This is a genomic window from Actinomadura sp. 6N118, from assembly GCF_044326415.1.
Lineage (GTDB): Bacteria > Actinomycetota > Actinomycetes > Streptosporangiales > Streptosporangiaceae > Spirillospora.
This window is the reverse complement of sequence record NZ_JBIRAZ010000005.1, coordinates 429,608-455,836: the sequence shown is the minus strand read 5'-3', so window position 1 is coordinate 455,836 and position 26,229 is coordinate 429,608. Positions and strand designations below refer to the sequence as shown.

At 68.1% G+C, this 26,229-nt stretch carries 21 protein-coding genes and 2 pseudogenes; 6 read left to right on the top strand and 17 right to left on the bottom strand.

Going from position 1 to position 26,229, the window contains the following annotated elements; translation table 11 throughout:
* Positions 1–172: 172 nt before the first annotated feature.
* A complete protein-coding gene (locus tag ACH34W_RS15745) occupies positions 173–865 on the bottom strand; it encodes a hypothetical protein (RefSeq protein ID WP_395961605.1) in 693 nt (230 codons plus the stop codon).
* A 169-nt stretch (positions 866–1,034) separates the two neighbouring features.
* Here ACH34W_RS15745 and ACH34W_RS15740 point away from each other — a divergent pair, with 169 nt between their 5' ends.
* The gene (locus tag ACH34W_RS15740) at positions 1,035–1,388 is read left to right on the top strand and encodes a hypothetical protein (protein ID WP_395961604.1); all 354 of its coding nucleotides are present in this window, start codon (positions 1,035–1,037) and stop codon (positions 1,386–1,388) included.
* A 110-nt stretch (positions 1,389–1,498) separates the two neighbouring features.
* Here ACH34W_RS15740 and ACH34W_RS15735 read toward each other — a convergent pair whose 3' ends face one another.
* Positions 1,499–3,580: an erythromycin esterase family protein gene (locus tag ACH34W_RS15735; protein WP_395961603.1), complete on the bottom strand. Its 2,082-nt coding sequence runs from the start codon at positions 3,578–3,580 to the stop codon at positions 1,499–1,501.
* Between the two features lie 341 nt (positions 3,581–3,921).
* On the opposite strand from ACH34W_RS15735, the pseudogene ACH34W_RS15730 reads away from it, so the two are divergent.
* A pseudogene (locus ACH34W_RS15730) lies at positions 3,922–4,302 on the top strand (arginase family protein); the annotation flags it as partial.
* A gap of 3 nt (positions 4,303–4,305) precedes the next feature.
* A complete protein-coding gene (locus ACH34W_RS15725) occupies positions 4,306–4,779 on the top strand; it encodes a nitroreductase family deazaflavin-dependent oxidoreductase (RefSeq protein WP_395961602.1) in 474 nt (157 codons plus the stop codon).
* Between the two features lie 469 nt (positions 4,780–5,248).
* On the opposite strand, the gene ACH34W_RS15720 is transcribed toward ACH34W_RS15725, so the two are convergent.
* From ACH34W_RS15720 to ACH34W_RS15655, 14 genes and pseudogenes are all read right to left on the bottom strand, one after another.
* Entirely contained in the window at positions 5,249–6,706 is a 1,458-nt protein-coding gene (locus tag ACH34W_RS15720; RefSeq protein WP_395961601.1) for a sialidase family protein, read from the bottom strand.
* Between the two features lie 418 nt (positions 6,707–7,124).
* Positions 7,125–8,168, bottom strand: a complete 1,044-nt coding sequence (locus ACH34W_RS15715) for a hypothetical protein (RefSeq protein ID WP_395961600.1) — start codon at positions 8,166–8,168, stop codon at positions 7,125–7,127.
* A gap of 102 nt (positions 8,169–8,270) precedes the next feature.
* Positions 8,271–8,954 carry a response regulator gene (locus ACH34W_RS15710; RefSeq protein WP_395961599.1) on the bottom strand — a complete coding sequence of 228 codons (684 nt, stop codon included), beginning with the start codon at positions 8,952–8,954 and terminating at the stop codon, positions 8,271–8,273.
* Entirely contained in the window at positions 8,951–10,147 is a 1,197-nt protein-coding gene (locus ACH34W_RS15705; RefSeq protein ID WP_395961598.1) for a sensor histidine kinase, read from the bottom strand. Before ACH34W_RS15705 ends, ACH34W_RS15710 begins: the two co-directional genes overlap by 4 nt.
* A 167-nt stretch (positions 10,148–10,314) precedes the next feature.
* Complete coding sequence (locus ACH34W_RS15700) at positions 10,315–12,549, bottom strand: MMPL family transporter (protein WP_395961724.1); 2,235 nt, start codon at positions 12,547–12,549, stop codon at positions 10,315–10,317.
* Between the two features lie 224 nt (positions 12,550–12,773).
* Entirely contained in the window at positions 12,774–13,439 is a 666-nt protein-coding gene (locus ACH34W_RS15695; RefSeq protein ID WP_395961597.1) for a response regulator, read from the bottom strand.
* Entirely contained in the window at positions 13,436–14,674 is a 1,239-nt protein-coding gene (locus ACH34W_RS15690) for a sensor histidine kinase (RefSeq protein ID WP_395961596.1), read from the bottom strand. Before ACH34W_RS15690 ends, ACH34W_RS15695 begins: the two co-directional genes overlap by 4 nt.
* A gap of 49 nt (positions 14,675–14,723) precedes the next feature.
* A complete protein-coding gene (locus tag ACH34W_RS15685) occupies positions 14,724–15,572 on the bottom strand; it encodes a hypothetical protein (RefSeq protein ID WP_395961595.1) in 849 nt (282 codons plus the stop codon).
* Entirely contained in the window at positions 15,569–16,507 is a 939-nt protein-coding gene (locus ACH34W_RS15680; protein ID WP_395961594.1) for an ABC transporter ATP-binding protein, read from the bottom strand. Before ACH34W_RS15680 ends, ACH34W_RS15685 begins: the two co-directional genes overlap by 4 nt.
* Before the next feature lie 169 nt (positions 16,508–16,676).
* Positions 16,677–18,140: a sensor histidine kinase gene (locus tag ACH34W_RS15675; protein WP_395961593.1), complete on the bottom strand. Its 1,464-nt coding sequence runs from the start codon at positions 18,138–18,140 to the stop codon at positions 16,677–16,679.
* Positions 18,137–18,349 (bottom strand): annotated as a pseudogene (locus ACH34W_RS15670) (helix-turn-helix domain-containing protein); the annotation flags it as partial. The pseudogene ACH34W_RS15670 and the gene ACH34W_RS15675, both read right to left, overlap by 4 nt.
* Positions 18,273–19,646, bottom strand: coding sequence for an RNA-guided endonuclease InsQ/TnpB family protein (locus ACH34W_RS15665; protein WP_395961723.1), 1,374 nt, complete (start codon positions 19,644–19,646; stop codon positions 18,273–18,275). The gene ACH34W_RS15665 and the pseudogene ACH34W_RS15670, both read right to left, overlap by 77 nt.
* Positions 19,624–20,784: an ArnT family glycosyltransferase gene (locus ACH34W_RS15660; protein ID WP_395961592.1), complete on the bottom strand. Its 1,161-nt coding sequence runs from the start codon at positions 20,782–20,784 to the stop codon at positions 19,624–19,626. Before ACH34W_RS15660 ends, ACH34W_RS15665 begins: the two co-directional genes overlap by 23 nt.
* A 62-nt stretch (positions 20,785–20,846) precedes the next feature.
* Positions 20,847–22,088: a glycosyltransferase gene (locus ACH34W_RS15655; RefSeq protein ID WP_395961591.1), complete on the bottom strand. Its 1,242-nt coding sequence runs from the start codon at positions 22,086–22,088 to the stop codon at positions 20,847–20,849.
* A 248-nt stretch (positions 22,089–22,336) separates the two neighbouring features.
* Here ACH34W_RS15655 and ACH34W_RS15650 point away from each other — a divergent pair, with 248 nt between their 5' ends.
* Both ACH34W_RS15650 and ACH34W_RS15645 read left to right on the top strand, forming a co-directional pair.
* Positions 22,337–23,590, top strand: coding sequence for a hypothetical protein (locus ACH34W_RS15650; RefSeq protein ID WP_395961590.1), 1,254 nt, complete (start codon positions 22,337–22,339; stop codon positions 23,588–23,590).
* A 120-nt stretch (positions 23,591–23,710) separates the two neighbouring features.
* Positions 23,711–24,358, top strand: coding sequence for a DedA family protein (locus tag ACH34W_RS15645; RefSeq protein ID WP_395961589.1), 648 nt, complete (start codon positions 23,711–23,713; stop codon positions 24,356–24,358).
* A gap of 229 nt (positions 24,359–24,587) precedes the next feature.
* Here the strand turns inward: ACH34W_RS15645 and ACH34W_RS15640 are convergent, their stop codons facing one another.
* Positions 24,588–25,463 (bottom strand): polysaccharide deacetylase family protein, encoded by an 876-nt coding sequence (locus ACH34W_RS15640; RefSeq protein WP_395961588.1) that lies wholly within the window; start codon positions 25,461–25,463, stop codon positions 24,588–24,590.
* Positions 25,464–25,513: 50 nt separating this feature from the next.
* Here ACH34W_RS15640 and ACH34W_RS15635 point away from each other — a divergent pair, with 50 nt between their 5' ends.
* Positions 25,514–25,909 carry a MerR family transcriptional regulator gene (locus tag ACH34W_RS15635; protein WP_395961587.1) on the top strand — a complete coding sequence of 132 codons (396 nt, stop codon included), beginning with the start codon at positions 25,514–25,516 and terminating at the stop codon, positions 25,907–25,909.
* The last annotated feature ends 320 nt before the right edge of the window (positions 25,910–26,229 follow it).

Here is a 26,229-nt window from a genome sequence, read left to right as displayed (position 1 = left end):
CCCGGCGTGAGACAAGACCTCACCCCGGGCCAGATGAGGCAGCAGCACACTCAGATCATGATCTCCGCACCGAAACATGATCGTCGGTAACCATGGAGCTACGGGTCAGTATTCGTCACCAGTGGGCCAGATCCCAGATCATGCCCGTAGAACCAGGTCTTGCCCGGCATGTTCAGCCGAGCAGGAGCGGGTCGGTGATCTGGAGGTTCTCGTCGAGGATCTCCACCAGGCGGTCGGCGGCCTCTGGAGAGACCTGGCCGGCCCACTCGCCGACCAAGCCCAGGAACCCCTGAAGCCGCCGGTGGACCGAGGCCAGCAGGACGGCCAGTTCACCGAGCTCAATCTCAAGGGTGTGCAACGGATACTCCGGCAATGGGATCTGGTGGAGTCGGACGACCCCGTTTTCGATCTGCACGGTGGTGCCGAGACCGTGGCCGAGCCAGATCTCGTCGTCCCCATACAGGATCTCCCGCCAGTCCCGCCATTCCTCTACACCGCAGCAGCAACCCGGCACGATCTGAGCCCGGGTGACGGTATCGCGAAGACGCAGCCCACCCGGCAGCCCCAGGGTCTCGGCCTCGACCAGGTGCCGGTCCATCAGGTGGTGCAATTCGGCGAGCGGTTCGGCGGGAACGCCGGTGTAATCGAAGAGAACGGCCATCGCGGTGCCGACCTCGGCCCGGGACATCTGGCCGGACAGCACCAGTATGTGATCGCTGGAAGGCTGAGCGATCGGCCAGCCGGTGAACTGGGCCGCGTCGAAATAGGTCTCCAGGACGACATCAGCGATGATCACGTACGCAAGTATCCCGCCCTCGCCGACCCAGCGGACCGCCGGCAGCTGATCGCTGAGCGTGGCCTCCAATTCCTTATTGCCTACCCGTGCGAGACCGTCACGAAATGAAATGTGAGCCAGATCCCGGTTGACGCTGGTGGAACCACAGGACCCGGCGGCCACCGGCGATGGTCGCGGTCGGCAGGTGCCGGTCCTGCCCTCCAGCGCGCCTTCGAGGGTCTGAGTAGCGTGGGCTCTCATGACCAGCGATGACGAGCGTGAGGCCTTGGCGCATGAGCTGCTGCGGCTTAGCCTGCCCGAGCTTGTGGATGTGCTCCGTCGGGTGCTCCCCGCGCATGCGGACCAGGACGACCCCACGCCGACAGTCCTCACTCTTGCTGAGATTTCCTGGTCACCCGGCGAGGACCAGGCCGCCACCCCGCCGTTGGTTGAGGCGGTTGCCTGGCCCGATCGTGACCACTACCAGGGAGGCTTCGGGCCCGAGCCAGCGCTGTGGGAACAGGGCAGTTGTACAGAGTGCGGTCTGAAAGTAGCTTCCACGGCCAAGAGAGCATTTTGCCCGCTCTGTGGCACGACCTGTTCTCTCACCTGACAGCCACATTCACCGTCGTGGCAGCCAGAGCCGAGGGTCAAATGTCAACCTAGGTTGACATAATCGATGTTATCTGCGGGACGATCACCATGAGGCGCGGTTTATGCTGCTCAGCCTCTTGCTTCGATGTCACGGGCGATCGCATCGGGCTGATGCTGTGTTTCGTTGGACTTGCTCGATGCTGCGGCGGGTGATGGTTCAGGCTCGCCCTGAGCCTGCCGAGCCAGTGCGCCGGCGGCGAGTGGTTTGACGTTGGTCTCGCTGGGTGTGACGTCGATGACGATGCAGCTGGCGTCGTCTGGTGTGGGTTCGGCCTGAAGAGCCTGTATGAGACCGTGTACGACGTCGGCCGGGCTGGTTTCTTCCTTGATGATCCGAAGGCCTGTGCTGGAGGGGATCACGTGCGCGAAGCCGCGAGTGCTCAGGATGTACCGCTCTCCTGGACGGCCTCGGCGTAGCGACAGATTCGGGTCGGGAGCGGCCATGCCGTCGAGGAAGATGGGTTCGTCGGGGATGGTGGGTCCGGGGAGCGGCTGGTTCAGGGTGTAATCGTGCGTTATCTGGTAGAACTCCCCATCACGGATCAGGTAGCCCCGGCAGCGACCGACGTAACCAAGGGCGAGCTCAGGTCCTGACCAGCGGATTGCCGTGACCCAGACCCTCGCGTTGGTGTATCGCCGGTCGTGCCGCTTGAGCCGCCCCAATCGTTCGTTTGCCTGAACCATTGCCGACTCCACGCTCTCCAGGAGCGGCGATTTCCAGCTCGGCCCGGTCTCGTCCAGTATCTCCTCGGGCGGCTGGACGTCGAGACGGGCCATCGTCTCAACGACCTCTGCCGCAGCGATGTCACCGCCGCGGCCGTGCCCGGTAGCGATGACCTGTAGCCATGGTCCCGCGTAGACGGCGTCCTGATTGACCAGTGAAGCAGGCCCGCCCTGCGAGCCGACGGCAACGCTGATGCCCATACCCTTCGACACTACAAGCCCGACCGACCGGCGAGCGCTGACCTGGAACCATTCGGCGGGTGAGCCGCCGGTCATGTGGTGCGCTGCATCGTTGTCGGGGTCGTAGGCGGGGCCGATGGCCCGGAACCTGGCCGTGTGGCCGAGCCATTCGGCGACTTCGGGTGGTTGTTCCGCATGCAGATCGAGCAGGTAGTCGCCGAGATCGTCTGCGCCGAGCGTCGATTCGAAGAGCTCGGGTGCGGCGCCCGGTACTTGGAAGGTCTTAGGTTCTGAGTAGGTAGCCAGCCCGCCTTGGTGGAAGGTGAGCCCGATCGAGGCGTAGCCGGGTCCGAGGCTTTTTCGCAGGAAGCTGCCGGCGTTGGGCAGCGCGCTTGGTGGTGCGGGTGGAAAGCTCATCGCTCTTCCTGGGCCGTCGGAGGCATGCGAGCTGGAGGTCCACCACAGGACCTTGTGCCCGGTGTGCTGGTGCCACCAGGCGAGGTTTTCGGCGAAGGACCGCTCGAAGTAGGCCATGTTGAGCGGGTCTTCGGAGAGGGCGTCGTGGTCGTGGAGCTCGTAGAACTGGACGATCACCCGCGCGGTCTGAATTGTCCATGCGTCATCGGTGAGGCTCGCCACCAGGTCGTGGGCGGCGCGGGCGCGGCCGACCCAGGCCGTGCGGTCGGGAAGGCTCCGGAAACGGGCGAGGTGTGCGGCGATATCGCTTCCGGGGCCAAGCTCGGCGTACAACCCCTCCAGCTCTTGCGTGCGTTCGGGCGCCGTCCTGCGCACGTGGTCGATGACCTGGTTGTATGCCGACTGCCCCACCGCGTGTGGGCTCACGCAGACCAGGCGCACGGGCTGGTCGGGCCGACCTTGGTTGAAGTCGCGCATCCACTCCAGCAGACCGAGTACCTCCTCGGTATTGGCGAACGGCTCGGCGTCTTTCAGCAGCGCCCGCGGATCTCCCTTGCCCGTACCGACGAACCCATCCAACCGGACGCCCAATGTCCAATCCTGATCGAAGGCAACGGCGCGGAACCCGCCCTCCTGCACCAACGGCCGCGCAATGCGCGTCTGCAGGGTCACCAGCTCGTGCGCACCACGCGTCCCGGCCCCGTAGCCGACGGCCGACGCCTGGCCCAGCATGCCGAGCAATGGTCGCAGGTCGTCCAGCGGCGCCGACGGGTCCGCCGTGGCCAGCGGGTGCGCCGCCTTGGCGATCCACTCGATCGGGGTGCCGGGCATCAGATACCCCTTTCGTCTATGGGCCGTTGCTGATCAAGTTAGGACCGCGCCGGTAGACACGGCATCCGACTGGTCAGAGGCCACGTTCAGTGGCTGCGGCTGGCCGGGCAGCACGGGGAAGCGGCCCATCAGGTCTCATTGCGTGGCCCCACACTCCGGGCACGAGGCCTCGAACGTCGAGGTGCACGCCGGGATCCGTACGACGTCGCCGTGGTCCTCGACATCCAGGACTTGTACGTCCTGGAGAGCCGGGCACATGAAGACAGCAGGCACCGTCGCCCGTCGGCGTTCCTGTCAGTGGTCGGCGATGTGCCGCGCGACGAGGGTGGGTTGCGCCCGGCACTGACACGCCCGAGCCGGGCAGCCTGAGCGCCTGGCAGCTGCTCGATTCCTTGGCCCGCGTCGCCTACGAGCTGCCGGTCGTGGGCATCGACCTGGCCGAGGTGTCGCCGCCCTACGACCACGCCGATATCACCTCCCCGCTCGCCAACCGCGTCGTGCTGGAGGCGCTGTCGGGCGCGCCCGCCGTTGCCGCCCCTTGCTCGACGGGCAATAGGGACCGCCAGCTCCAAGCTGGCCGAGCCCGTACTCGACGACAGTTGGGGTGTCGGCGCCGGATCCAGCTCGTTCTCACCGAGATCGATCAGGATTCGAGAAGCGTCCATGAACGAGCCGCACCTAGCGTGACGGTCGTGGACATCAAGTCAGCCGACTGGAGGTAGACGATGGCGGCGAAGCAGCGGGCGGATGGTCGCGGTGCGCGTAAGTCTGGTACGCCGGGGGCGTTCTCGCGGTGGATGCAGCAGAAGATGAACGCCCGGATGAACCGCAAGGTCCGGCGTGGCCGTGGCACGTTCATGGGCATGGACGTGTTGATCCTCAACACCGTGGGCCGCCGAAGCGGCCGGCCGCGGGAAACGCCTGTGGCATGGTTTGCCGACAGTGAGGACGCCCGGCTGGTCGTGGCGTCGGGCGGCGGAAGCCGGCATCCCGACTGGTACGTCAATCTGATGGCGCATCCCGATCAGGCCTCGATCGAACTGCCCGGCCGCGATCCCGCGCCGGTGACGCCGCACCTCCTTGAGGGCGCTGACCGTGAGCGGGCCTGGCAGCGCATCGCCGCCGCCCAACCCCGCATCGCCAAGTACCAGAGCAAATCGGACCGGGAATACCCGGTGATCCGGCTCTCCTCACGCTAACCGCCCCGGTCGCCGGGCCGCACCCGTGCCTCGTCAGTGGTGCGAGCATCCGGTCGGCGGGGATCTATCTCCCCACCATGCCGAACGCTTCCGGGGAGGAGTCGCTGGCGATGTCAGCGGCATCGCCTGCAGCCGCAGGCCGTTCAGTAACCCTTTTCAGCTCCTCGGGGCTGAGGTGGGCCAGGCAGCGACCATCGGCCGCCAGCGTGGATTGCCATGGGCAAGGTTGTAAAGACTCTGACGCTGCCGACCGTCAGGTAGCTCGTGTTGCGTCCCGCTTAACGTGACGCAGGTGAGCTGGGATGCGTCAGGTTAGGCGGGACGGAGGCGGAGGGTGCTGTCCCACCTGACATGACGCAGATCGACGAATGGTCGGGTTGGACGGTGGCTCCTCGTTGTCGTACGACCAGCTGAACGCCTGCACGGCCATCGAGGCTGTGCAGGCGTTCGTGTGCGGGTGGATGTTTTGTTACCTGCGGTTGGTGGCGTAGGCGGCGGCTCGTCCTGGGACGTCCGGGGTGGCCCAGGTGGTGGTGAATCCACGTCCGTTGGCGACAAGGCCCATCTGCTCGCCGAGGAAGAACCCGCGTTCGCTGGTCGCGTCGGGGATCCGTGGCGCCTGCCGCATGTCGAATGAGGCCGGGGTCAGGCGGGTTTCACGCCATTTGGCCGCAGGCTCGGCGCAGGACCTCGGCTGTGGGGAGCAGAGTGCCAGCCAGCGGTCGGTGAGCAGCGGTGTGCCGGTGTCGTTGTGCCGGAAGTCGGAGTAGGCCACGGCCACCGTGCCGTCGCGACCGGTCTCGACGGAGACGGTGAACGTCTGCTGGTTGGGGGTGGGAATCGTGGCGGGTGTCCGGTTCACCTTGACCGGCTCGGTCCAGGTACGGCCGCCGTCGTCGGAGGAGGCCATGGCCACCCCGTCGGCGGCGCCCGCGGTGAACCGCGCGTCCTGCCACACCGCGTACACGCGGTCCGGCCCGCGGCCACGGCGGTCGATGGCGGTGTCGGACAGCAGGCTCGTGGTATGCGAGACATGGTCCCCGGTCTCGGGATCCTGGATGAACCACTTGGTACGTTGCTCGGCCACCTGGTGCGGCGGGGACCAGGTCGCGCCGCCGTCGGTGGACCGCACGGCCTGCACGGTGAGATGGCGGGCGCCGTCGCGGAGGTGGACGAGCGTGTAGAGGTTCAGCAACGTGCCGTCATCCAGCACGCTCAGCCGGTGTCCGGACGCCAGGCGGCGCTCCCCGGCATCCAGGAGCAGGCGTGGCGGCTGCCAGCTGCGCCCGCCGTCGATGCTGCGGCTGAGCAGAACCTGGTTGGTAGTCCGCTCATCCCGCGGGAACCGCAGGGTGACGGCGTACAGCACCCGCTGATCACGTGGGTGGGCCGCAACCGAGGTGGTGAGGACGCCGCCGTTGTCGGGGTTGGTCTCCTGGACGATGACTGTGGGCCGGGACCAGGTCCGGCCGCCGTCGGTAGACCGTACCGACAGGCCCGCACTCGCGCCGTCGGCCATCTGTACAGCGCCCGTCACCACGAGCGCGCCGTCACGGGTGTAGGTCACGGTCGTCTCGTCCACGTACTCGCCGACACCTCCAGAGCATCTGGTCATGCCCGGTACGACCGAGCGTTTCCACGTCCCGCCGCGGTCGCGGGTCACGGCGATGACCGCGCCGCGCTGGTGGTCCTGCGGCCACACCGCGGCGATGCGGCGCGGATCGGACGGATCGGCGGCCAGGACCGGCTCGATCGCGCCGGCGGCCTTGCCGGCGTCACCGGACCCTGGCGCGCAGTTCGCGAACGGGCTCGGTCCAGACAGCCGGTACGTCCCCGGCATGCGCACGTCAGCCAGTGCCGCGCCGGTCGTGACGGGCACGGCCAACGCGGGCACCATGGCCGTGAGAAGGGTGAGTCTGCGCAACATCGACGGCTCCTTTTCAAACGGGTACCGAGCCATCGTTGAGGTGCGATCACCAACCCGTCGTCCCTCCCTCGGCGCAAGCCTCGCTACGCCCCGCGCAGCAACCACTGCCGATCGCCGTACGCCACTGGGACAACACGACGATTTCAGAGGGAGTAGTTCCTCCTCAGCGAGCGGATTGATCAGGCCGTGAGCGATCAGGCGTCAAGTAGGCGTGACAATCGACGAACACGTCAGGAAGGCCGAGACTGCGTCAAGTCAGCTGGGACGCAACAGCTCGGTCAGATCGGCCGGAACAGGCCGCAGCATCAGACCAGACAGAAGGTGAATTCTGTTTGGTATCGACGATCTGGATCGGCTTGGTGGCGGCGGGTGGTGTTCGGTTCGAGCGGGTGCCGCCGGTTCGGCGGTTTCCGTCTTTTCAGGGGCAGCGGAATTTCCCGGGCGAGTGGTGGGCCATGTCGGGTGAATTGGTGGGGTTGGAGCGCTTGGGGCGTTCGTCGCCGTCTCTGCGGTCGCGGAGATTGCCGATGCGGGAGGCTGCCAGCGATCCTGCGGCTACCAGCACTCCGACTACGGCGACCCCGCGCAGTGCCGTGTGAGGGAAGACGGTCAGCGCCTCGACGATCTCGGTGTCGGCGGCTGTGTCCAAGACACGGTCGTGAAGCAGGCTCGAGCGGCCGGCCAGCAGGGCGGCCTGCAGTGCGAGCATCGCGGTGGTCAGGCCGAGCGCGGATGCGGTGAGGGCGCGTCCTCTCCTGGTGGCGGCGCGGATTCCGATAGCGGTGAGGACGGGTGACACGACGGCCGGAAGCCACCACCATGCGTGGAGCGCTTGGTAGCCACGCTGCGCCGTGATCAGGTCGGAGGTGGTGAGCAGGTGGATCCGCAGGTCGGTGTGCGGCAGGGCTCCGGCGGCGGTCAGCCCGGCCTCGGTCAGCCGCTGTTTCACCTGGTCGAGGAGCGGCCCGAGATTCAGCGCGATGGAGTCGCGTTGCACGGTGAGAACCGTGCTGCCGCGGCCTGACAGGACTGCAGTGACCTGGGAGTGCAGGGCTTGGTTGGCCTCGGTCCAGAAGGTACGGAATCGCGGGTCGGCGACGACGTCCGTTGCGGTGTCGTGGATGAGGTCGTGGAGCCGTTCGGCGAGGGGCCCGGCGATTGCGTCGGTGCCGTCGGCCAGTGGCCCGGGTAGGTCCTTTGCGGTGCGGTCCAGCAGCGCAGGGACATCGATCTGTGCCATCGCCGCCGCAGCGAGCCGGTCGGCCACCGCGTTCTGCACGGACGGATGGGAGGCCAGCGGTGCGACGGTCTGGACGTAGCGGCCGGTGTCGCTCAGCTGGTGCGCCCATGCGGCGATCACCGCGACCGGGGCCAGGAGGCATCCGGCCGCGATCAGGCCGACTGCCGTCACCGTCGTGAGCGTGCGCCGCAGGCGTGGCGCACGCTTGCTGGCGGGCTTCATGGCGTGTCTGCTGTCGAAGCGGGATGGGGGCCTAGTGGGACCGGTGCGGTGGGTTTGCATGCTGCAGCTCTCTTCGCCGTTGCCGCGCCCCGAGCCGATCCCTTACCGGGGCGGCGGGGGGTGGACGAGGCCGGTCTGGTAGGCGATGACGACGAGTTGGGCGCGGTCACGGGCACCGAGTTTGGTCATGGCCCGCTGGATGTGGGTGCGGACGGTGAGGACGCTGAGGTGGAGTTCGTCGGCGATCTCGTCGTTGGAGCTGCCTTCGGCCGCCAGCTTCATGACCTCGCATTCGCGGTTGGTCAGGTCTTCGATCCCGTGGGCGGTGGGCGGCCAGGCGGCTCGGCTCGGTGGCTGGGTGGCGAGGAACTGGGTGATGAGGGCTTTGGTCGCGCCCGGGGACAGCAGACTCTCGCCGGCGGCGACGGTCCGGATGGCTTCGAGCAAGGCGTCGGTGCTGACGTACTTGCCGAGGAAGCCGCTGGCGCCGGCGCGCAGGGCGCGGGCGACGTGCTCGTCGTTCTCGAAGGTGGTGAGGATGAGGACCCGGGTGCCGGTCAGTGCGGGGTCGGCGCAGATGGTCTCAGTGGCGGTCAGGCCGTCGGTGCCGGGCATCCGCACGTCCATCACGACGACGTCGGGACGGTGTGCCCGGGTGAGCTCGATGGCCTGGGCGCCGTCGGCGGCCTCGGCGACGACCTCGAGGTCCTCGCAGGAGTCGATCAGCATCCGGAAGGTGCCGCGCAGGAGCGCCTGGTCGTCGGCGAGCAGAACATGGATCGTCACGTCGCCGCCCGTTGGGACGTCGCATGAGGATGCAGGGGCAGGGCCGTCACGACCTGGAAGCCGGCGTCACCACCATCGCTCACCCGCAGGTCGCCGCCGACCGCATGGGCCCGCTCACGCATCCCGATGATTCCAAAGCCGCGATGGCCGCGTCTTGGTTCCTCGCCGGTCCGCTTTTCGTTGGTCACGGTGATGGTGAGCGTGGTGCTGCTGTAGCGCAGGAGCAGGGAAGCGGTCGCCGACGCGGCGTATTTGGTGGCGTTGGTCAGGGCCTCTTGGATGATGCGGTAGGCGGTCAGGTCGACCCCGGGCGGAAGGTCCCGGCGTTCGCCCTCGATCTCGAGGTTGACCGCCAAGCCCGCGGACCCGCAGGACTCGAGCAGGTCCGCAAGTCGGTCCAGGCCGGGCGTGGGTTCGAGGAGGTCGGCGTCGGGGCCGGTTTGGCGCAGGACGCCGACGGTGTTGCGCAACTCGAGCATGACCGAGGAGGTGGTGGCCTGGAGGTCGGTGAGGATCTTCTTGGTGAGGGCCGGGTCGCGTTCCAGGAGATGGGCCGCGGTGCCGGCCTGGGCGTTGGCCACGGCCATGTGGTGGGCCACGACGTCGTGCAGATCGCGAGCGATGCGCATGCGTTCCTCTGTGACCCGAAGCCGGGCCTCTTCTTCGCGGGTCCGTTCGGCGTGCTCGGCCCGGGCCTGGACGGATCCCAGGTAGGCGTGGCGCAGCCGGGAGCTGCTCCCCATGACCAGGGGCAGGAGCAGCCAGAGGGCAGGACCGAAGGCGCGTACCACGACCATGGCGTCGAGATCCGGCCCGATGGCGGTGCTGACGATCAGCACTGCGGAGATGCCGCCGTAGGGCCAGGCCGTCCTGGGCGTGGTGCTGGCGGTCAGCCAGTACAGCGCGACCATCACCGGGGCCAGCAGGAGCGGGGTGAGCAGGAAGCCGAGGCCTCCCAGGGCGACGGCGCAGACGGTGGTCACCAGGACCGTGATCCGTGGGTGCTCGCGCGCCTTCAACAGTGCCAGGCAGGCGATCCCCGCCACCACCACGGCGACCCAGACATCCTGCGGGCGGCCACCGTCCGGGCCGGTCAGGTTCGCCCCGAGCGCCGCGCCACCGAAAAGAGCGACCGCGATGAGCGCGTCCGTCAGCCGCGGGTGCCGGTCGGCATGCTCCTCCAAGCTGACCATGGCGCTTCTTCTCCTCCACTGCATAATGTGAACGTATGTTCACATTGCGTTGATTATATCTGCGGGCTCCCCTGGGAGCCCGCGGTGCGTGCCGTCGGTCCGGGCTCGCCCAGGTCCGGGCGAGCCCGGACCGACATCGTGATCAGTGGCTGCTCATCGGCAAGCTGTCACCCCGCACGCGCGGGCACGCGCGGTTGCTCGGCCTGCGCATCCCGGTTCAGGCTCTCGCCCTCGACGTCGACCCGCGGGAGGATCTTGTCGAGCCGGCGCGGCAGCCACCAGGCACGGTCGCCGAACAGCGTGAGAACGGCCGGGACGATCGCCATGCGGACGACGAACGCATCGAGCAGGACCGCCGCCGCGAGACTGAACCCGATCATCTTGATGATCGGGTCATGCTCGAAGATGAATCCGGCGAAGACCGCCATCATGATCAGCGCGGCGGAGACCACGACGCGGGCGCTGTGCCGGAACCCGGTTTCGATCGCCTGGCGAGGTTCCTCGCCGTGGACGTATGCCTCCCGCATCCGTGAGACCAGGAACACCTGGTAGTCCATGGCCAGACCGAAACTGATCCCGATCATGAAGATCGGAATCGCGCTCATGATCGGACCGGTCTGGGCGACTCCCAGCAGGTCCGCGGCGAAGCCCTTCTGGAAGACCAGGACCATGGCGCCCAGAGCGGCCACCACCGACAGCAGGAACCCCAGCGCCGCCTTGATCGGGATCAGGACCGAGCGGAACACCGCCGCCAGCAGCAGCACGGCGAGCCCGACCACGGTGGCCAGGTAGGGCACCAGTGCGCCCTGGACCTTCTCAGCCATGTCGATGTTGACCGCGGTGGTGCCGCTGACCACGTACTTGGCGCCGGTGCCCTCGACGAGCCCGGGACGCGCGGCACGCAGTTCGCGCACCAGCTTCTTGGTCGCCGCATCGGTGGGGCTGGTGGTCGGCACGGCGGAGAAGATCGCGGTGTCCCCGGCCTCGTCGAACTGCGCGGGCGAGACCGACTCCACCCCCTTGATCCGCTCCATCTTGCCGGTGATCGTGGCGACCGCCTTCTTCGGCTCCGCCGCGTCCTTGGTATCGACCACGATCATCAGCGGGCCGTTGAATCCCGGACCGAACGCCTTGGCCAGGTGGTCGTAGGCGCGGCGCTGGGTGGCCGAGGTCGGCATGGACTCATCCCCCGGCATGCCCAGCTGGAGGCTGAGGGCGGGAAGAGCAAGCGCGCCGAGCGAGATCACACCCAGAAGCAGGACCGCGACCGGGTTGCGGAGCACCAACCTTGCCCAGCGTGTCCCACCGCGACCGGGTGCCGTTTCCGCGGCGGCCACGGCGGCCTCGGCGGCCTCGGCGGCCTCTGCCTCTGCGGTCCTCTTCCCGGCTTTGCGGCGGGCTGAGCGGGGCAGCACCTTGTTGGGCACGAACCCGAGGACCGCCGGGACGAGGGTGAGGGTGACCAGGACGGCCACCACCACCGCCGCGACGGCCGCCAGCCCCATCTTGGTCAGCATCGGGATGCCGACCACTGCCAGGCCGGCGAGCGCGATCACCACGGTCAAGCCCGCGAAGGCCACCGCGGAACCTGCCGTGCCCATCGCCAGGGAGACCGCTTCGACGGCGCTCAGGCCGCGGGTCCGTTCCTCGCGGTACCGCGAGACCACGAACAGGGCGTAGTCGATCCCCACCGCGAGCCCCAGCATCAACGCCATGGTGCCGGTGGTCGCCGACAGGCCGAACGTGGCGCTGACCGCGAGGATCCCCAACATGCTCACCGCGACGCCCAGCAGCGCGGTCACCAGCGGTAGCCCCGCCGCGACCAGCGAACCGAAGGTGATGAGCAGGATCACCGCGGCCAACCCGATCGCTATGAGCTCTGCGGTGCCCCCGCCTCCCCCGGCCTCCATCGCCGACCCGCCGGCCTCGACCGTCAGCCCGGCTTTCCTGGCGGTATCGGCCGCAGCCGCGATCTCCGCGCGGCTGTCGGCCGTGACGCCGCTGGCCGGCACCTTGTAGTTCACATTCGCGTACGCCGCCGATCCGTCGCGGCTGACCGCGTCGGAGGTGAACGGGTTGTCCGCGCCCGCGACCTGCCCGCCACCGGAAAGCTTCTTGACCGCCGATTCGATGGCCGTCTTGTACGGTCCCGCGGTCACCTTCTGGCCTTGGGGGGCCACGAACACCATCGTCGCGCCGCCGGCATCGGCCGCCATCCCGGGGAACCGCTCTTGCAGCAGGTCGAAAGCCCGCTGTGACTCGACGCCTGGCACCTTGAAGTCGTCATCGGGCACCGAAGCCGCCGTCAGCCCGGCGAAGATCGTCCCGGCCAGAACCATCAGCCAGACCAAGATCACAGGACCGCGGCGCATGAACGCGAACCGGCCGAGCCGGGCCAACATCCTTGCCACTGGCGTCTCCTTTCAAATCATCGGAAGACTCCACGATCCCCGCCCTGACCAGCCATGTAATCGTGCAGCTGCGGTCACTCGACTACTGAATCCGCACCCATGCACCCAACCGAAGTCATGCAATTGCAGTAGTCGGCACCAGCGAGCCACGCGCCTCTCCACGGGCCTGAAGCTGATCAGCCGGTGCCACAGCGGGGAGGACGGCCCGGCACGCGTCAGGTGCCTCCGGTGGGCCGGACCAGGCCGATGTCGTAGGCGTAGATGACGGCCTGGACCCGATCGCGGGCCCCGATCTTGGCCAGGACATTGCCGACGTGGGTCTTGACGGTGGATTCGGCGAGGACGAGCCGTTGGGAGATCTCGGTGTTGTTGAGGCCGTCGGCGATGGCGTGGAGGACTTCGCGTTCGCGGGTGGTGAGTTCGTCGTATCGGGCGTCGACCGGGGTGGCGTCCGCGGGGTGCAGGGAGTGCGAGGCGATGAGGCGGCGGGTGAGGGCGGGGGCGGTGACGGCGTCTCCGGCGGCGACGGCGCGGATGCCGTTGAGGAGTTCGTCGGGTTGGGCGTCTTTGAGGAGGAAGCCGCTGGCGCCGGCGCGTAGGGCGGCGTAGGCGTAGTCGTCGAGGTCGAAGGTGGTCAGGACCAGGACGCGGGAGGGGCCGCCGTCGGCGATGATGCGGCGGGTGGCTTCGATGCCGTCCATGCCGGGCATCCGGATGTCCATGAGGACGACGTCTGGCCGCAGGTCGGCGGCCCGACGCACGGCTTCGATGCCGTTGGCGGCCTCGCCGATGACGGTGGCGACGTCGGGGCGGCTTTCCAGCAGCATGCGGAAGCCCATGCGCTGCAGCGACTGGTCGTCCACGAGCAGCACGGTCGTCACGGCCGGTCCTTCGATGCCGGAAGGGCGGGTGCCGGAAACTCGGCGGTGACGGTCCAGCCACCGCCAGGGCGCGGCCCCGCAGTGGCCATACCGCCGTAGAGAGCGGCCCGTTCCCTGATGCCGGGCAGGCCGCGTCCGTCGTCGGCGGGGCTCGCGGGGCCGCCGGATCCGGTGTCGTTGATCGCCAGATGGATGCGGTCTGCGCCGGCGGCGAGGGTGACGGTGGCGGTGGTGCCGGGCCCGCCGTGTTTGAGGGTGTTCGTCAGGGATTCCTGGATGATCCGGTGGAGGACTACTTGGAGGCCGATGGGCAGAGCGTCCAATGGCCCGCTGGCACGGAACCGGACCGGGAGCCCTGCCGCCTGGAGGTGGGCGAACAGCGGGTCGAGGTCGGTGAGGCCCGGTTGCGGCGCGAGTTCGGCGGTGCCGTCCTGGAGTACCCCCAGGAGGCCGCGGAGTTCGGTGAGGGCTTGCCGGCCGATCCCGCTGATGGTGGTGAGGGCCTCGGTGCCGCGTTCGGGGACGGTCCGCGACAGGGCGGCGGCGCCGTCGGCGAGCCCGATGATGACGGCGAGGTTGTGGCCGATGACGTCGTGCATCTCGTGGGAGATCCGGGCGCGTTCCTCGGCGATCGCCAGCTGCGCCCGCTGGTCGCGCTCGACCTCCAGGCGGGCAGCCCGCTCCTCCATCGCCTGCAGGTAGGCATTCCGGGAGCGGGTGGCCAGGCCCAGCGCCACCGCGGCGGTGATCGCGATTCCCACGAAGACAATCCGGAGAGCGAAGCCGCCGGGCAGCGACGGGAAGACCGTGAGAAGCATCCCGACCAGGGCAAGGGCGGCCGCCCAAGGAAGGAAGGCCGGACGTCCGTAGAGGGTGGCGGCGTAAAGGGCGACCAGCAGAACCACGAACGTGTCTGGGCGCACCCCCAGCAGCAGTCCCACCGCGATCACCGCGATGATCGTGACGAAGGAGCGTTCGGGGGCCCGACGCCGCCACAGCAGCGGCGTCACCAGGGCGGCCGCGACCAGCAAGGGCAGCGCGGCGGGCCTTCCCGCGGCACCGGTGGAGAACGTCTCGTCGGGGGGAGGGAAGACCATGATGGCGGTGGCCAGGGCGGTGACGGCCCCGTCGAGCAGCCAGGGGCGGCGGGTGTCGAGGGCGCGCAGCCTGTCCCGGACGGCCGAGAACCGGGCCAGGGCCTGGTGGCCCTGGTCCGGCTGTTCGTTCGGCTCCACCCCGCCATGGTCACCTACGGGGTGGGGCCGGTGTGTGCCCGGCCCCTGGTCAAGCGTCACGACGGATGAGCTTGTAGCACGCGGCGCCCAGGGCGGCGGCCGTCCAGGCAGCCATGACGGCGAACCCCGCGGCCGGGCTGAGTGTCCCGTCACCGGTGGTGATCGTCATCATGGAGGAGCCGGCGTTGCTGGGCAGGTACGGGCCGATCGCGTCGGAGAACGACGCGGGCAGCAGCCCGATGAGCGTCGGGATGATCAGGAACCCGCTGACCAGGGCCGCGACGCTCGCGGCGACATGGCGCAGCAACATTCCCAGACCGACACCGATCGCGCCGACCATGCCCAGGAAGGCCCCGGCACCGAGCAGGCCCCGCACGACGCCCCCGTCACCGAGGGCCAAGCGGTAGGCATCGTCGATCGCGGTCCCGCCGATCAGGAACGCCGCGAGCGATCCGGCGGTGGCGGCGGCGAAGGAGATACCGCCGACGACGGCGGCCTTGGCCACCACGACGGGCCACCGTCTGGGGACGGCGGCGAGGGTGTTCTTGATCAGCCCGGTGGTGTACTCCGAGCCCCCGACCAGGATGCCGAGGATGCCGATGACCAGGAGCGCGAGCTCCGTCCCGGACAAGGTCGCGCCGAGCGCGTCGGAGGCGGCCGCGCCTGGGCCGTCTCCTTCGGTCTGGCCGGGGCTGTACGACGACGCTCCGAGCCAGCCGAACAGCACCATCATCACGGCCGACAGCCCTGTGAGGATCCACGACGAGCGCAGGGCGGAGAACTTGAACGCCTCCGACCGCACTACCCGGCCCGTGGTGACCCGCAGACCCTGCCAACCCTGCCGACCATGGGTACCGGGGGCCGTCGCAGGTGCGGTCGGCGCTCCGAGAACGGTCATGCCAAGCTCCTCATCTGCTCCGGGGCGGGTCCGCCCGCGTGATATTCGACGCTGTCGTGGGTGAGATCCATGAAGGCCTGCTCCAGGGAGACCCCGACGGGCGCCAGCTCGAACAGGACGATCCCCTCCGCCGCGGCCGCGGTGCCGATCTGGGCGGTGGTCAGTCCAGTGACCGACAATTCGTCCGAGCCTGCCTGCCCGGTGATCTCCACTCCGGGCCCGAGCAGGACGTCCCGCAATCGGGCGGGCTCGGGGGTGACGACCTTGACCTTGTCACCGGAGGCTTCCCGGACGAACTCGGCCAGGCTGGTGTCGGCCAGCAACCTGCCCCGGCCGATGATGATCAGATGTTCGGCGGTCATCGACATCTCACTCATCAGATGCGAGGAAAGGAACACCGTGCGGCCTTCGGCCGCGAGCCCGGTCAGCAGGTTGCGGATCCACAGGACCCCCTCGGGGTCCAGGCCGTTGACCGGTTCGTCCAGGATCACCACCTCCGGGTCGCCCAGCAGTGCCGCGCCGATCCCGAGCCGCTGTCCCATCCCGAGGGAGAATCCGCCGACCCTCTTGCCCGCCACATCCGACAGACCGGTCAGCGCGAGCACCTCCTCCACCCGGGAGGCCGGGATTCCATGGGTGAGGGCCAGACCCATCAGGTGGGCGTGGGCCGTGCGGCCCCGGTGCACCGCGGCGGCGTCCAGCAGCGCCCCCACCTCGACCAGCGGCGCCCGAAGGTCGGCATACCGCTTCCCTCCAACGGTGACCGTGCCGGACGTCGGAGCGTCCAGCCCGAGAATCATCCGCATCGTGGTGGACTTCCCCGCACCGTTCGGACCTAGAAACCCGGTCACGATCCCCGGCCGGACGCTGAAATCCAACCCGTCCACAACGACCTTGTCCCCGTACTTCTTCGTCAGTCCGCGCGCCTCGATCATCTACTCCCCTTTGGTGTCCGGACGCGGAATTGAATCTCCGCTGTCCCATCGCCCAAGCTAGGAGCCGAAACCGGCAGAACCCCGATGCCCCGGGACCTATTGCGCCTGCCCGACCGGTACCCAGGTACCGGATGCAGCCGTACCGGATGCGGTCGTGATCTTCAGGTCATCAGGACGATGGCAGCAGCACGGTGAAGCGAGCGCCCTCGCCGGGCGCTGTCCTGAGTTCCACGCGGCCGCCGTGGGCTTCCAGGATCGCGGCGGTGATGGCCAGGCCGAGTCCGGTGCCGCCGCGGGTGCGGGACCTGGCCAGATCAACCCGGTAGAACCGGTCGAAGATGTTCGGCGCCGCATCCAGTGGCACGCCGGCCCCTTGGTCGATCACTTCGAGCACGACGCGGCCGCCTGACTGCAGACTGCCCGCCACGGACACGGGAGGTTCTGTCCGTTCGGTGGGCATGCCTACGCGGACGCGCACGGGTGTGCCGGGCGGGGTGTGGGCCATGGCGTTGTTGACCAGGTTCGTGATCACCTGGCGCATGCGGTGTTCGTCCACGGTGACCCGGATCGGTTTCCCGGCGCCTTGCATGATCAACGGCCGCTGCGGGTCGCGGGCCCCGGCGTCGTGCACAGCGTCCTCGACAAGTGTGCGGAGGTCCAGCACGGCCAGATTCAGCGCGCGTTCCTGGTCCAGCCGGGCCAGGAGCAGCATGTCGTCCACCAGCTGGCTCATCCGGATCGCCTCGTCCTCGATCCGGCCTAGCAGCCGGTCCACATCGGCACGGTCCGGCGCGCCGCCGCAGCGGTTCAGCTCGGCGAAGCCGCGGATCGACGTCAGCGGGGTGCACAGTTCGTGTGAGGCGTCCGCTACGAACCTGCGCAGCCGCGCCTCGGACAGTTCTCGTTGGCGCAGTGCGGAGGTGAGCCTGCCGACCATGGTGTTCAGCGCGCCACCGAGCCGGCCGACCTCGGTATGTGAATCCGAGGCGACCCGCAGATCGAGGTGGCCGCCGGCGATGTCCTCCGCGACCTTCTCGATCTTGGTCAAGGGTTGCAGTCCCAGCCGTACCAGCACGATTCCGGCCACACCGAGGGTGAGCAGCAAGGCGAGCCCGACCCCGGTCTCGATCCAGATCAGCCGGGTCACGGTCTCCTCGGTGGTCTCCGCCGACTGCGCGGCCACGATGATCCGCGGCCCGTCGGGCATCATCCGCTGCGCCACCATGACCCGCCAGCCCGCCCGGCCTTGTTTGTCGGCGACCATGAACGGGCGATCGACGTGGCGATCGATCGTGGTCGAGTTGATCACCGGCAATCGGGGTCCGGCGGCGGAGCCCGGGGCGGACAGCTGCAGTTTCCCGTCGGGGTAGAGAACTTGGAACGCGAAATCCGTCGGCAGGCCGTCGGAGGTGCGCCGAGGGTCCTCCGGCGACTGCGCCAGCCGTCCTGGGCGGCCGTCGACCCGGTGTACGAGGTCGGTGAGCTGGTCGTCCATCCGGGCGATCATCGATCTGTGGATCAGGACGACGCTGGTGACCGCGATGGCACCCAGGCTGAGGCCCGCCAGGACGAGCAACGCCATGACCAGGCGCGCCTGCAGGGTCCACGGTCTGCGCCACAGGTTCTCGCTCAACGCCCCTCCCTGGGCAGCCGCAGTGAGTAGCCGACGCCCCGAATGGTGTGGATCAGCGGTGGTTCCACCGAGTCGATCTTGCGGCGCAGATAGCTGATGTACGACTCGACGATCCGGCCGTCTCCGCGAAATTCATAGCTCCACACCCGGTCGAGAATCTGCGATTTGCTGACCACCCGCTCGGCGTTGACCATCAGGTACCGCAACAGGGTCACCTTCTCGGCCGTGAACGGCCGGGCTTGGAGGCCCGGTGATACCGTTCACGCTTCGTCGCGCTCCCCGGGGCGCCACTGGTTGTGGTGGTGGGGGCGCATCACCCCTTTGTCCCGTGCCTGGCCCGGGTGGGCCGGGTGGTGGGGGGTTGGGGTCGGGCATGGTGACAAATGCCCACGCCGTGCGCGCCCGGTTGCGGAGGTTCACGGCGGCGATGTCGTCGGCCAGGCCAGCGAGCCCGCACACGACGCACAGAAACCCGCCCCGGGTGGGGCGGTTTTTTCGGGAGACGTGCCCGCACCAGGGATTCGGGCACTTCTGCGAGGTGTAGGCCGGATCCACCTGCTGGAACGGCACCCCGGCCCGCAGGGCCTTGTATTCCAGGAAGGTGCCGAGCTGGTGGAACGGCCAATTCGACAGTGTGGCCCGCTGGTGCCGCTTGAGCCGGACCCGGTCACGGATCCCATCGAGGTGTTCGACGGCGATGCCGCGTCCGGTGCGTTGGGCATCGGCCACGATCTGCTTGGAGATGATGTGGTTGGTGTTGGTGGCGTGCCGCGCCTCACGCTCCCGGCGTTTGGCCAGCCTGCGCGCCGCCGATCTCGATCCGGCGGCCTTCTTGGCCTGCAGCTCGGCGCGGCGACGGGCCTGCGCCCGCCGGTACCGCTTCAGACCCTGACCCTGGAAGTTGTCCCCGTCGCTGGTAGTGGCCAGGTTCACGATCCCGCGATCCACCCCGATCCAGTCGGCCGGATCACAGTTGAGCGGCGCCTCTTCGATCTCGCAGGTGGCGTACAGGAACCACATGCCGTCCCGCAACACCAGATCCGACTCGCCCTTGCGATGCTCGGCCAGGGTCTTCAGCTGCGACGGCTTGCCGGTGAACGCGATGCCCGCCAACCGGCCGCGCACCGTCCAGATGCTCACGGTGCGCGCATCCACCTGCCAGGACAGGCACCGGTCATCGAACGGGTGCGCCGCGTCGGCCCGGAACGCGATCGGCTTGGACTCGGCTTTGCGGCGCCGCCGGGAGCGTTCCCCACCCAGCAGCCCGGCGTCGATCTGGGCGTGCAGCGTGGTGTAGGCGTCGGCGACCTTACGGATCACATGCAACGACGGCTGCGCCGACAACCCCGCCGCCTTCACCTCGGCGTAGACCAGCTTTTGCAGCTTGGCGCGGGAGAACACCCTGGTCTCGTGCGCCTGAGCCGACACCCGGTTCGCCGCCTGATTGCAGGCGTGCAGGGTCGCGCTCAGTGCCGCCGCCTGCTCAGGCGTCGGCAGCAGCTTCACCTGCACCACCAACTTCACGACCACGACGGTAGCGGTACGCACCGACAAAATCACACAACGCAAGCCTCATCACGCAGCAAACCCCATGACCCGCAGGCCACCCACACCCGACAACGGCGGCTACCACGCCCACAACCGGGGCGGCCTCGCCCGGGGTGGCCCGGCGCAGCCGCCGGACGCCGAGTACCGCCGCGACCACCAGCGCGATCAACGCCAACGGCAGCAGCCAGCTGATCTGCCCGCCGACCGCCACGTCGAACATCCGGCCCGCGCCGGTCGAGCCGCCGAACGACGCGCCGCCGGGGCCGCCGGGGCCACCGCCGCTGTTGTTGCTCTCACTGCCGAGCAGGCGGCCGAGCCCGTTGTAGCCCAGCACCAGATCCAGGGCCGTGCCGTCGGTGCTGCCGCCGATGTAGGGCTTTTTGCCCGGCCACAGATCGACCACCGCGACCCACCACAGCGAACTCGCCAGCAGCACGGCGGACGCACCGGCCAGGTCGAGGACCTTACGGCGCCACTGTGCTGTGCTTCCAGCCAGATACGCGGCGAAGAAGGCGGGTGCGACCATCCACGCGGCGAACATCTTCGCCAGGAAGCCGAAACCGAGCAGGGACGCCGTGAACAGCAGCCACTTCGTTCTGGCGCGTGGGTCCAGCGTCTTCATCGCGCGGGTGAAGGTGTAGGCCGCTGCGATGAGCGTGAGGACGAGCATGGTGTCGGTGTTGTTCGTACGGGTGGTCGCCACGGTGATCGGCGTGAGCGTGAAGACCAGCGCGGCGATCAGCGCGGCGTTCTCCCCCGCCCACATCCGGACCGTCCGGTGCAGCAGGAAGATCGCCGCGACGCCTTCGACCACCTGCGGCAGCAGCACCGACCAGCTGTGGTAGCCGAAGATCCACCTCGAGATCACCTGCGGCCACAACGCCAATGGTGGTTTGTCCATCGTGACCACACCCGCCGGGTCGAACGAGCCGAACAGAAAGTTCGTGAAGCTCGAGGACATCGACTTGACCGCGGCCGTGTAGTACGTGTTGCCCCAGCTGCCGGTCCACAGCACCCAGCCGTACAGCACCGCTCCCAGCGCCAAGATCGCCATGAGCGCGTACGGTGGCCGGCGCCGGGCACGTCGCTGTGTCATGTCGATGTGCCTGGTCTGTTCCGCATGGCCGGTTGAGTCCGCATGGCCGGTCGAGGCGGCGGTCATGTGTTTCCCTTTCGTTGTTTGAAAACCCAGCCACGCATCAGGACGAACCTGCCGGCCGTGCCGAGCACGGAGGCACCGAGCAGCACGACCAGCTCGAGCACGCGCGAAGGCTTGGCCGCGGCCGAGTGCAGGACCAGCAGCGCGGTCGAGGTGAAGGCGTAGTAGAGACCGAAGACGATGAGACCCTGCAGGTGCGCCCTGCCGGACGAGCCGCGGGAGCCGAGGAAGGTGAACCGCCGGTTGGCCTCGGTGTTGAACACCGTGGTCATCACGAGCGCCAGCAGGTTGGCCGTCAGCGGGTGCATCACCGACCGGAGGAGCGCGTACAGCAGCAGGGTGACCGCTGTGGACAGAACGCCGATCGCGCCGAAGGACAGCAGCTGCCAGAGCAGCCCTGGGTCCCGTCGGGACAACACCGCGTCCGGGTGGGCCGCTCGGGGCTCCGGGCGCGAGGGCAGGTCAGCGATCCGTGCTGTGCCGGCGGCCTTCGACTTCGCCACCCGGATCAGGCCCCGAATGTCCTCCAGCGCGGTCGATCCGATCTTGACCCGGGTGTCGATGTCCTCGACCCAGTCGACCGGCACCTCGTGCACCCGCAGCCCATTGTGCTCGGCCAACAACAGCAGCTCGGTATCGAAGAACCAGTTGTCATCCTTGACCTGGTCCAATAGCGGGCGGATCACGTCCGTCCGCGCGGCCTTGAAACCGCACTGGGCGTCGGAGAACTTCGCGCCATGGCTGAGCCGGATGAGCGCGTTGTAACACCGGGAGATCACCTCGCGCTTCGGGCCGCGTACGGTTCTCGCTCCCGGGGCCAGCCGCGAGCCGATCGAGACGTCGGAGTGGCCGTTGACCAACGGAGCCACCAGGGGCAGCAGAGCGTTCAGCCCGGTCGACAGATCGACGTCCATATAGGCCACCACGTCGGCGTCGCTCCATTGCCATGCGGTGCGCAGGGCACGGCCACGGCCTTTCTCGTCGAGGTGCAGTACGCGGACCTGGTCCGTCGCTTCGCTCAGCTCATCGGCGATCGCCAACGTGGCATCGGTGCTGGCGTTGTCGACGATGGTGATGGTCCACTCGAACGGGAACTGCCCGTCCAAGGAGGACCTCAGGACATCGACGCAGCCGTGCAGCGCCCGTTCCTCGTTGTGCACCGGGATCACGATGTCGACCGTGATGGTCCTGGTCGCACCGGTGAGGTCCGGCGGTCTCGCTGGGGCAGGGGTACCAGTCATGACGTCAGGTGTCCCAGGCGGAACCGGGAGCCGCCTGGGCAGAATGTTAAAGAAGTGTGTGAGTCCGTGAATTCCGCTCCGTGGGCTGAGTCCTGGCTATGAGGTCAGACCCCGGTTCCCCACGTTTTTCTCGCGCAGCTCCCAGGTAACTCACACAAACCCGGTCTAGGTTTCACGGCGTGTCAATTTCATCGACATCCATCGACATCGATCAGGGGCTGAAGCGAACATTCCGCCGGGTGGGACTGATGGCCGCAATGACCGCGCTCGCCGTCGCGGTCAGGGTCGTCATGTTCGACCACGAGTCGTTCGACTACAAAGGTTTCGTCAAGAGCTGGTATGACTTCATTTCCGCGCACGGCGGATTCAGCGCCCTCAAGTACGACTTTGCGAACTACAACGTCCCCTACTTGTACCTGATCGCGGGGTTGACCTATCTGCCGGTTCCCGCACTCGCCGGAATCAAGATCATTTCGGTGGTTTTCGACCTGGCATTGGCGTATTTCGTCTACCGTGTCGTCGCGCTGCGCCATCCCGGCCGCTGGTCGCCGCAACTGGCCGCCCTCATCGTGTTGTTCCTGCCCACCGTGGCGACCAACAGCGGGATGTGGGGGCAGGCCGATTCCCTCTATTCCGCGTTCGGCGTTGGCGGCGTGTACTTCGTTCTTCGCCGGCGGCCGTGGGTGGCAGGCGTCTTCTTCGGCCTGTCGCTGGCCTTCAAGCTGCAGGCGGTCTTCCTGTTCCCGCTCCTTGTGGTGCTGGTACTGACGAAGTGGATGCCGTGGCGGGCGCTGCTGGCCATCCCCGGGGTCGTGCTGCTGCTGGACGTGCCGGCGTTGCTGGCCGGAGCGCCGCTGGGGCGGTTGCTGTCGGTGTACGGGCAGCAGATGGGCGAGTATTCGGAGCTGTCCCTGCTGGCGCCGTCGATCTACCAGTTCCTCCCGGCGAGCGCCGACGCGGCAGTGATCCGTCCGATCGGTGTCGCGGTGACGGGGCTGGTGGTTCTCGGGCTGTGCCTCGGCGTACGGCTCAGCCGCGTGCGGCTGACGGCGGTGAACATCGTGCTGGTGGCGGCGACTTCGGCGGTCCTCATGCCGTTTCTCCTGCCATCGATGCACGAGCGCTACTTCTACCTGGCCGAAGTGCTCACCGTGATCGCCGCGTTCTACCTGCCGCGCCGCCTCTGGCACGTGCCCGTCCTCGTCCAGGTGGCCTCGTTCCTCGCCTATCTCAACGTGCTGTTCCCGAGTGCGGGTTCGATGCCTTCGGAAGACCCGTCAGGAATGGATGGGTTTCCACCACCCGGCGGCCTTTCAGAGCCCGATCCCATTGCGGACCTGATGGCGAACCAGTTCGCGCCCACCCTGGAGTTCCGGATCCTCGCCGCGCTCATGGCGGTCGCGGTCGTATCGATGGTGTGGACGACCTTCCGTGAGTTCCGGCGAGACTTCCCGCCTGGAGCACAGGAAACACCGACTCGCGATGCGCTGAGTGTGCGGTGATCCGCAAGGTTTCACCGCGAATTTCCCTACATGATTCCGGGCTGAATACCCGATTTCGTGTGCACCCACATTCGAAGACGCGGCGTGGCGATCATCCACAGCCAACCGAGGGAGTCTGACATGCACGTGGCAGCGGCCGACCAGCCGGGGGGCCTCGCCGGTCTGGCGGCCGACATCATGGACAAACTGGGCGGGCCCGGCGTGGCGCTGCTCGTCGGCATCGACAACATCTTCCCGCCGATGCCGAGCGAGCTGGTGCTGCCGCTGGCCGGTTTCGCCGCGAGCCAGGGGACCATGAGCCTGTTCATGGCGCTGTTCTGGACCACCCTCGGCTCCGTCGCCGGCGCCCTGCTCACCTACTTGCTGGGCGCGTGGCTCGGCCGCGACCGCATCCGCTCCCTGATCGTCCGCGCACCGCTGATGAAGGCGTCGGACTTCGACCGCACCGAACGCTGGTTCCTCAAACACGGAACGAAGGCGGTGTTCTTCGGCCGCATGGTGCCCTTGTTCCGCAGCCTGATCTCCCTGCCCGCGGGCGTCGAACGGATGCCCATGCGGCAGTTCCTGCCGCTGACCGCGCTCGGCAGCCTGATCTGGAACGCGGTCTTCGTCGTGGCCGGCTACCAGCTAGGCGCCGACTGGCAGGACGTGGACGAGTACGCGGGCATCGGGCAGAAGATGGTCATCGGAGTAATCGCCCTGGCACTTGCCGCGTTCGCGGCGGTCCGGATACGCGAACAGAGACAGAGCAAGAGCGGTGGCCAGTAAACGGACCGCCCCGGGCCGCGGCCATCTATTGCGATCTGCGTCAAGTTACCCGGGGCAACACCACACGAATCCGTCCCACCTAACATGACGCATCCCAGCTCACCGGCGTTGGCCCGAGATAGCCGACCTTATGCCGGGCCCGGCTCAACGGGGTCGTTGATTTAAGGGTGGAGCGGCGGTCACCGGTCGACGGGAAGGCCTTTGAGGGCGTCGCGTCGGTGGCCGCTGATCAGCCCCGGCGCGGGTCGGCCGTCCGCAGGTAGTGCTCGGCGATCTCGTCGCTGGTGGTCAGCCAGACATCCGGCTGCGCTGCCAGATACGCCAGCGCCTGGTCGAGGTACTTCGCGCGGAACGCCTGGCCGGTCGAGAACGGGTGCAGGGCCAGCGCCATCACCCGGCCGCTGTGCGCGGAGTCGGCGTGCAACTGCTCGTATTGGTCGGTGATGGTCTGGAGGAACTCCGGCCCGGTCATGCCGTTGCCGAACAGCATCAGGTCGTTGAGCTCGACCGAATACGGGACGCTGATCATCCCGGGTACCCGCAGCGGGTACGGCTGGTCGTCGTTGGTCCAGTCCAACAGGTAGCGGAAGCCGAGATCGGCCAGCAGCTCCGGAGTGTGGAACGTCTCGGTCAGCCCGGGCCCCATCCAGCCGCGCGGCCGGCGGCCGGTGCCCTCGGCGATGGTGTCGGTGATCTCGGTGAGGACGCGGCGCTCGTCGTCGCGGTCCATGCCGGTGTGCAGGATCGAGTTGGTCTGCCCGTGCGCAAGCCACGCCCAGTCCCGCTCGACGCCGGCTTTGACGATCTGTGGGTAGTGATGGACGACATCGGAGTTGAGCAGCACGCTTGCCCGGACGCCGTGCCGGTCCAGGATGTCGGTGATGCGCCAGATGCCAACCCGGGCGCCGTAGTCACGCCAGCCGTGGTTGAGCGCGTCGGGCACCAGGTCCGCGGTACCGGGCCAGATGCTCGTGGACGGGCGGCCGAGCAGGAAGTGTTCGACGTTGAGCCCGACGTACACGGCGACCCGGGCGTTGCCGGGCCAGGTGATCGTTGGCCGCTCGGTGATCGGGTTGTACTCGAAGAGATCCAGGTCCTGTGCCATGCCGGAACGGTAGGACCTAACATTAATGTCAGGTTCAAGCGAGGAGTGGAATGCGCATCGGTGAGCTGGCACGGCGGACCGGGGTGAGTGAGCGGTCCCTGCGGTACTACGAGCAGCAGGGCTTGCTGGCCGCCGACCGTACCCCGGGCGGCCAGCGCGACTACCCGGCCGCCGCGGTCGATCGGGTCATTCGCATCCAGGAGTTGTTCGCCGCGGGACTGCACAGCAAGAAGATCGCGCAGCTGTTGCCGTGCATGCGCGACGCCGACGGCGGCCCCTCCGAGATCGCCGACGCGAAACTGGTCACCGAGCTCACCGCCGAACGTGACCGTATCGACCGCATGATCGGCGACCTCATCACCTCCCGCGAGGTCCTGGACGACGTCATCGCCACAGCCTCGCAACCCGGCGCCATTCTGAACCGCCAAACTGCCGACCCGACGTAGCGTCTCTTCCCGACCACCGCCAGCCTCTCCCCTGCGGTCGCCGAAACCAGCCGTTGACCTGCGACGCGGTTCTTCGTGCACACGCTGCCGGCCGGATTGTCCGGCCGCGCGCCGCCGCACGCCGTGCCGGTCTTATCGGCCTGTCGTAAGGATCTTGTCGCTGGCACCTGTCCGCACTCGCTTCCTTCACCACACGTGGCCGCAGCGCCAAGAACTCTGGATACCGACCCCGGCCAGCGGCTGCAACGCCCTACCGCGCACTCCTGAAGCCAGCCTCCTCGAAGGCCGCGATCACCGATGGCGGCCGGCCGGCCCTTCAC

Excerpts from the sequence above, each read along its gene's own strand:
- ACH34W_RS15660 (WP_395961592.1), bottom strand. The coding sequence starts at position 20,784 with ATGACACAGCGACGTGCCCGGCGCCGGCCACCGTACGCGCTCATGGCG.
- ACH34W_RS15700 (WP_395961724.1), bottom strand. The coding sequence starts at position 12,549 with ATGTTGGCCCGGCTCGGCCGGTTCGCGTTCATGCGCCGCGGTCCTGTG.
- ACH34W_RS15655 (WP_395961591.1), bottom strand. The coding sequence starts at position 22,088 with ATGACTGGTACCCCTGCCCCAGCGAGACCGCCGGACCTCACCGGTGCG.
- ACH34W_RS15640 (WP_395961588.1), bottom strand. The coding sequence starts at position 25,463 with ATGGCACAGGACCTGGATCTCTTCGAGTACAACCCGATCACCGAGCGG.
- ACH34W_RS15740 (WP_395961604.1), top strand. The coding sequence starts at position 1,035 with ATGACCAGCGATGACGAGCGTGAGGCCTTGGCGCATGAGCTGCTGCGG.
- ACH34W_RS15635 (WP_395961587.1), top strand. The coding sequence starts at position 25,514 with ATGCGCATCGGTGAGCTGGCACGGCGGACCGGGGTGAGTGAGCGGTCC.
- ACH34W_RS15650 (WP_395961590.1), top strand. The coding sequence starts at position 22,337 with ATGGCCGCAATGACCGCGCTCGCCGTCGCGGTCAGGGTCGTCATGTTC.
- ACH34W_RS15705 (WP_395961598.1), bottom strand. The coding sequence starts at position 10,147 with ATGGTCAGCTTGGAGGAGCATGCCGACCGGCACCCGCGGCTGACGGAC.
- ACH34W_RS15645 (WP_395961589.1), top strand. The coding sequence starts at position 23,711 with ATGCACGTGGCAGCGGCCGACCAGCCGGGGGGCCTCGCCGGTCTGGCG.
- ACH34W_RS15680 (WP_395961594.1), bottom strand. The coding sequence starts at position 16,507 with ATGATCGAGGCGCGCGGACTGACGAAGAAGTACGGGGACAAGGTCGTT.
- ACH34W_RS15720 (WP_395961601.1), bottom strand. The coding sequence starts at position 6,706 with ATGTTGCGCAGACTCACCCTTCTCACGGCCATGGTGCCCGCGTTGGCC.
- ACH34W_RS15725 (WP_395961602.1), top strand. The coding sequence starts at position 4,306 with ATGGCGGCGAAGCAGCGGGCGGATGGTCGCGGTGCGCGTAAGTCTGGT.
- ACH34W_RS15685 (WP_395961595.1), bottom strand. The coding sequence starts at position 15,572 with ATGACCGTTCTCGGAGCGCCGACCGCACCTGCGACGGCCCCCGGTACC.
- ACH34W_RS15735 (WP_395961603.1), bottom strand. The coding sequence starts at position 3,580 with ATGCCCGGCACCCCGATCGAGTGGATCGCCAAGGCGGCGCACCCGCTG.
- ACH34W_RS15715 (WP_395961600.1), bottom strand. The coding sequence starts at position 8,168 with ATGAAGCCCGCCAGCAAGCGTGCGCCACGCCTGCGGCGCACGCTCACG.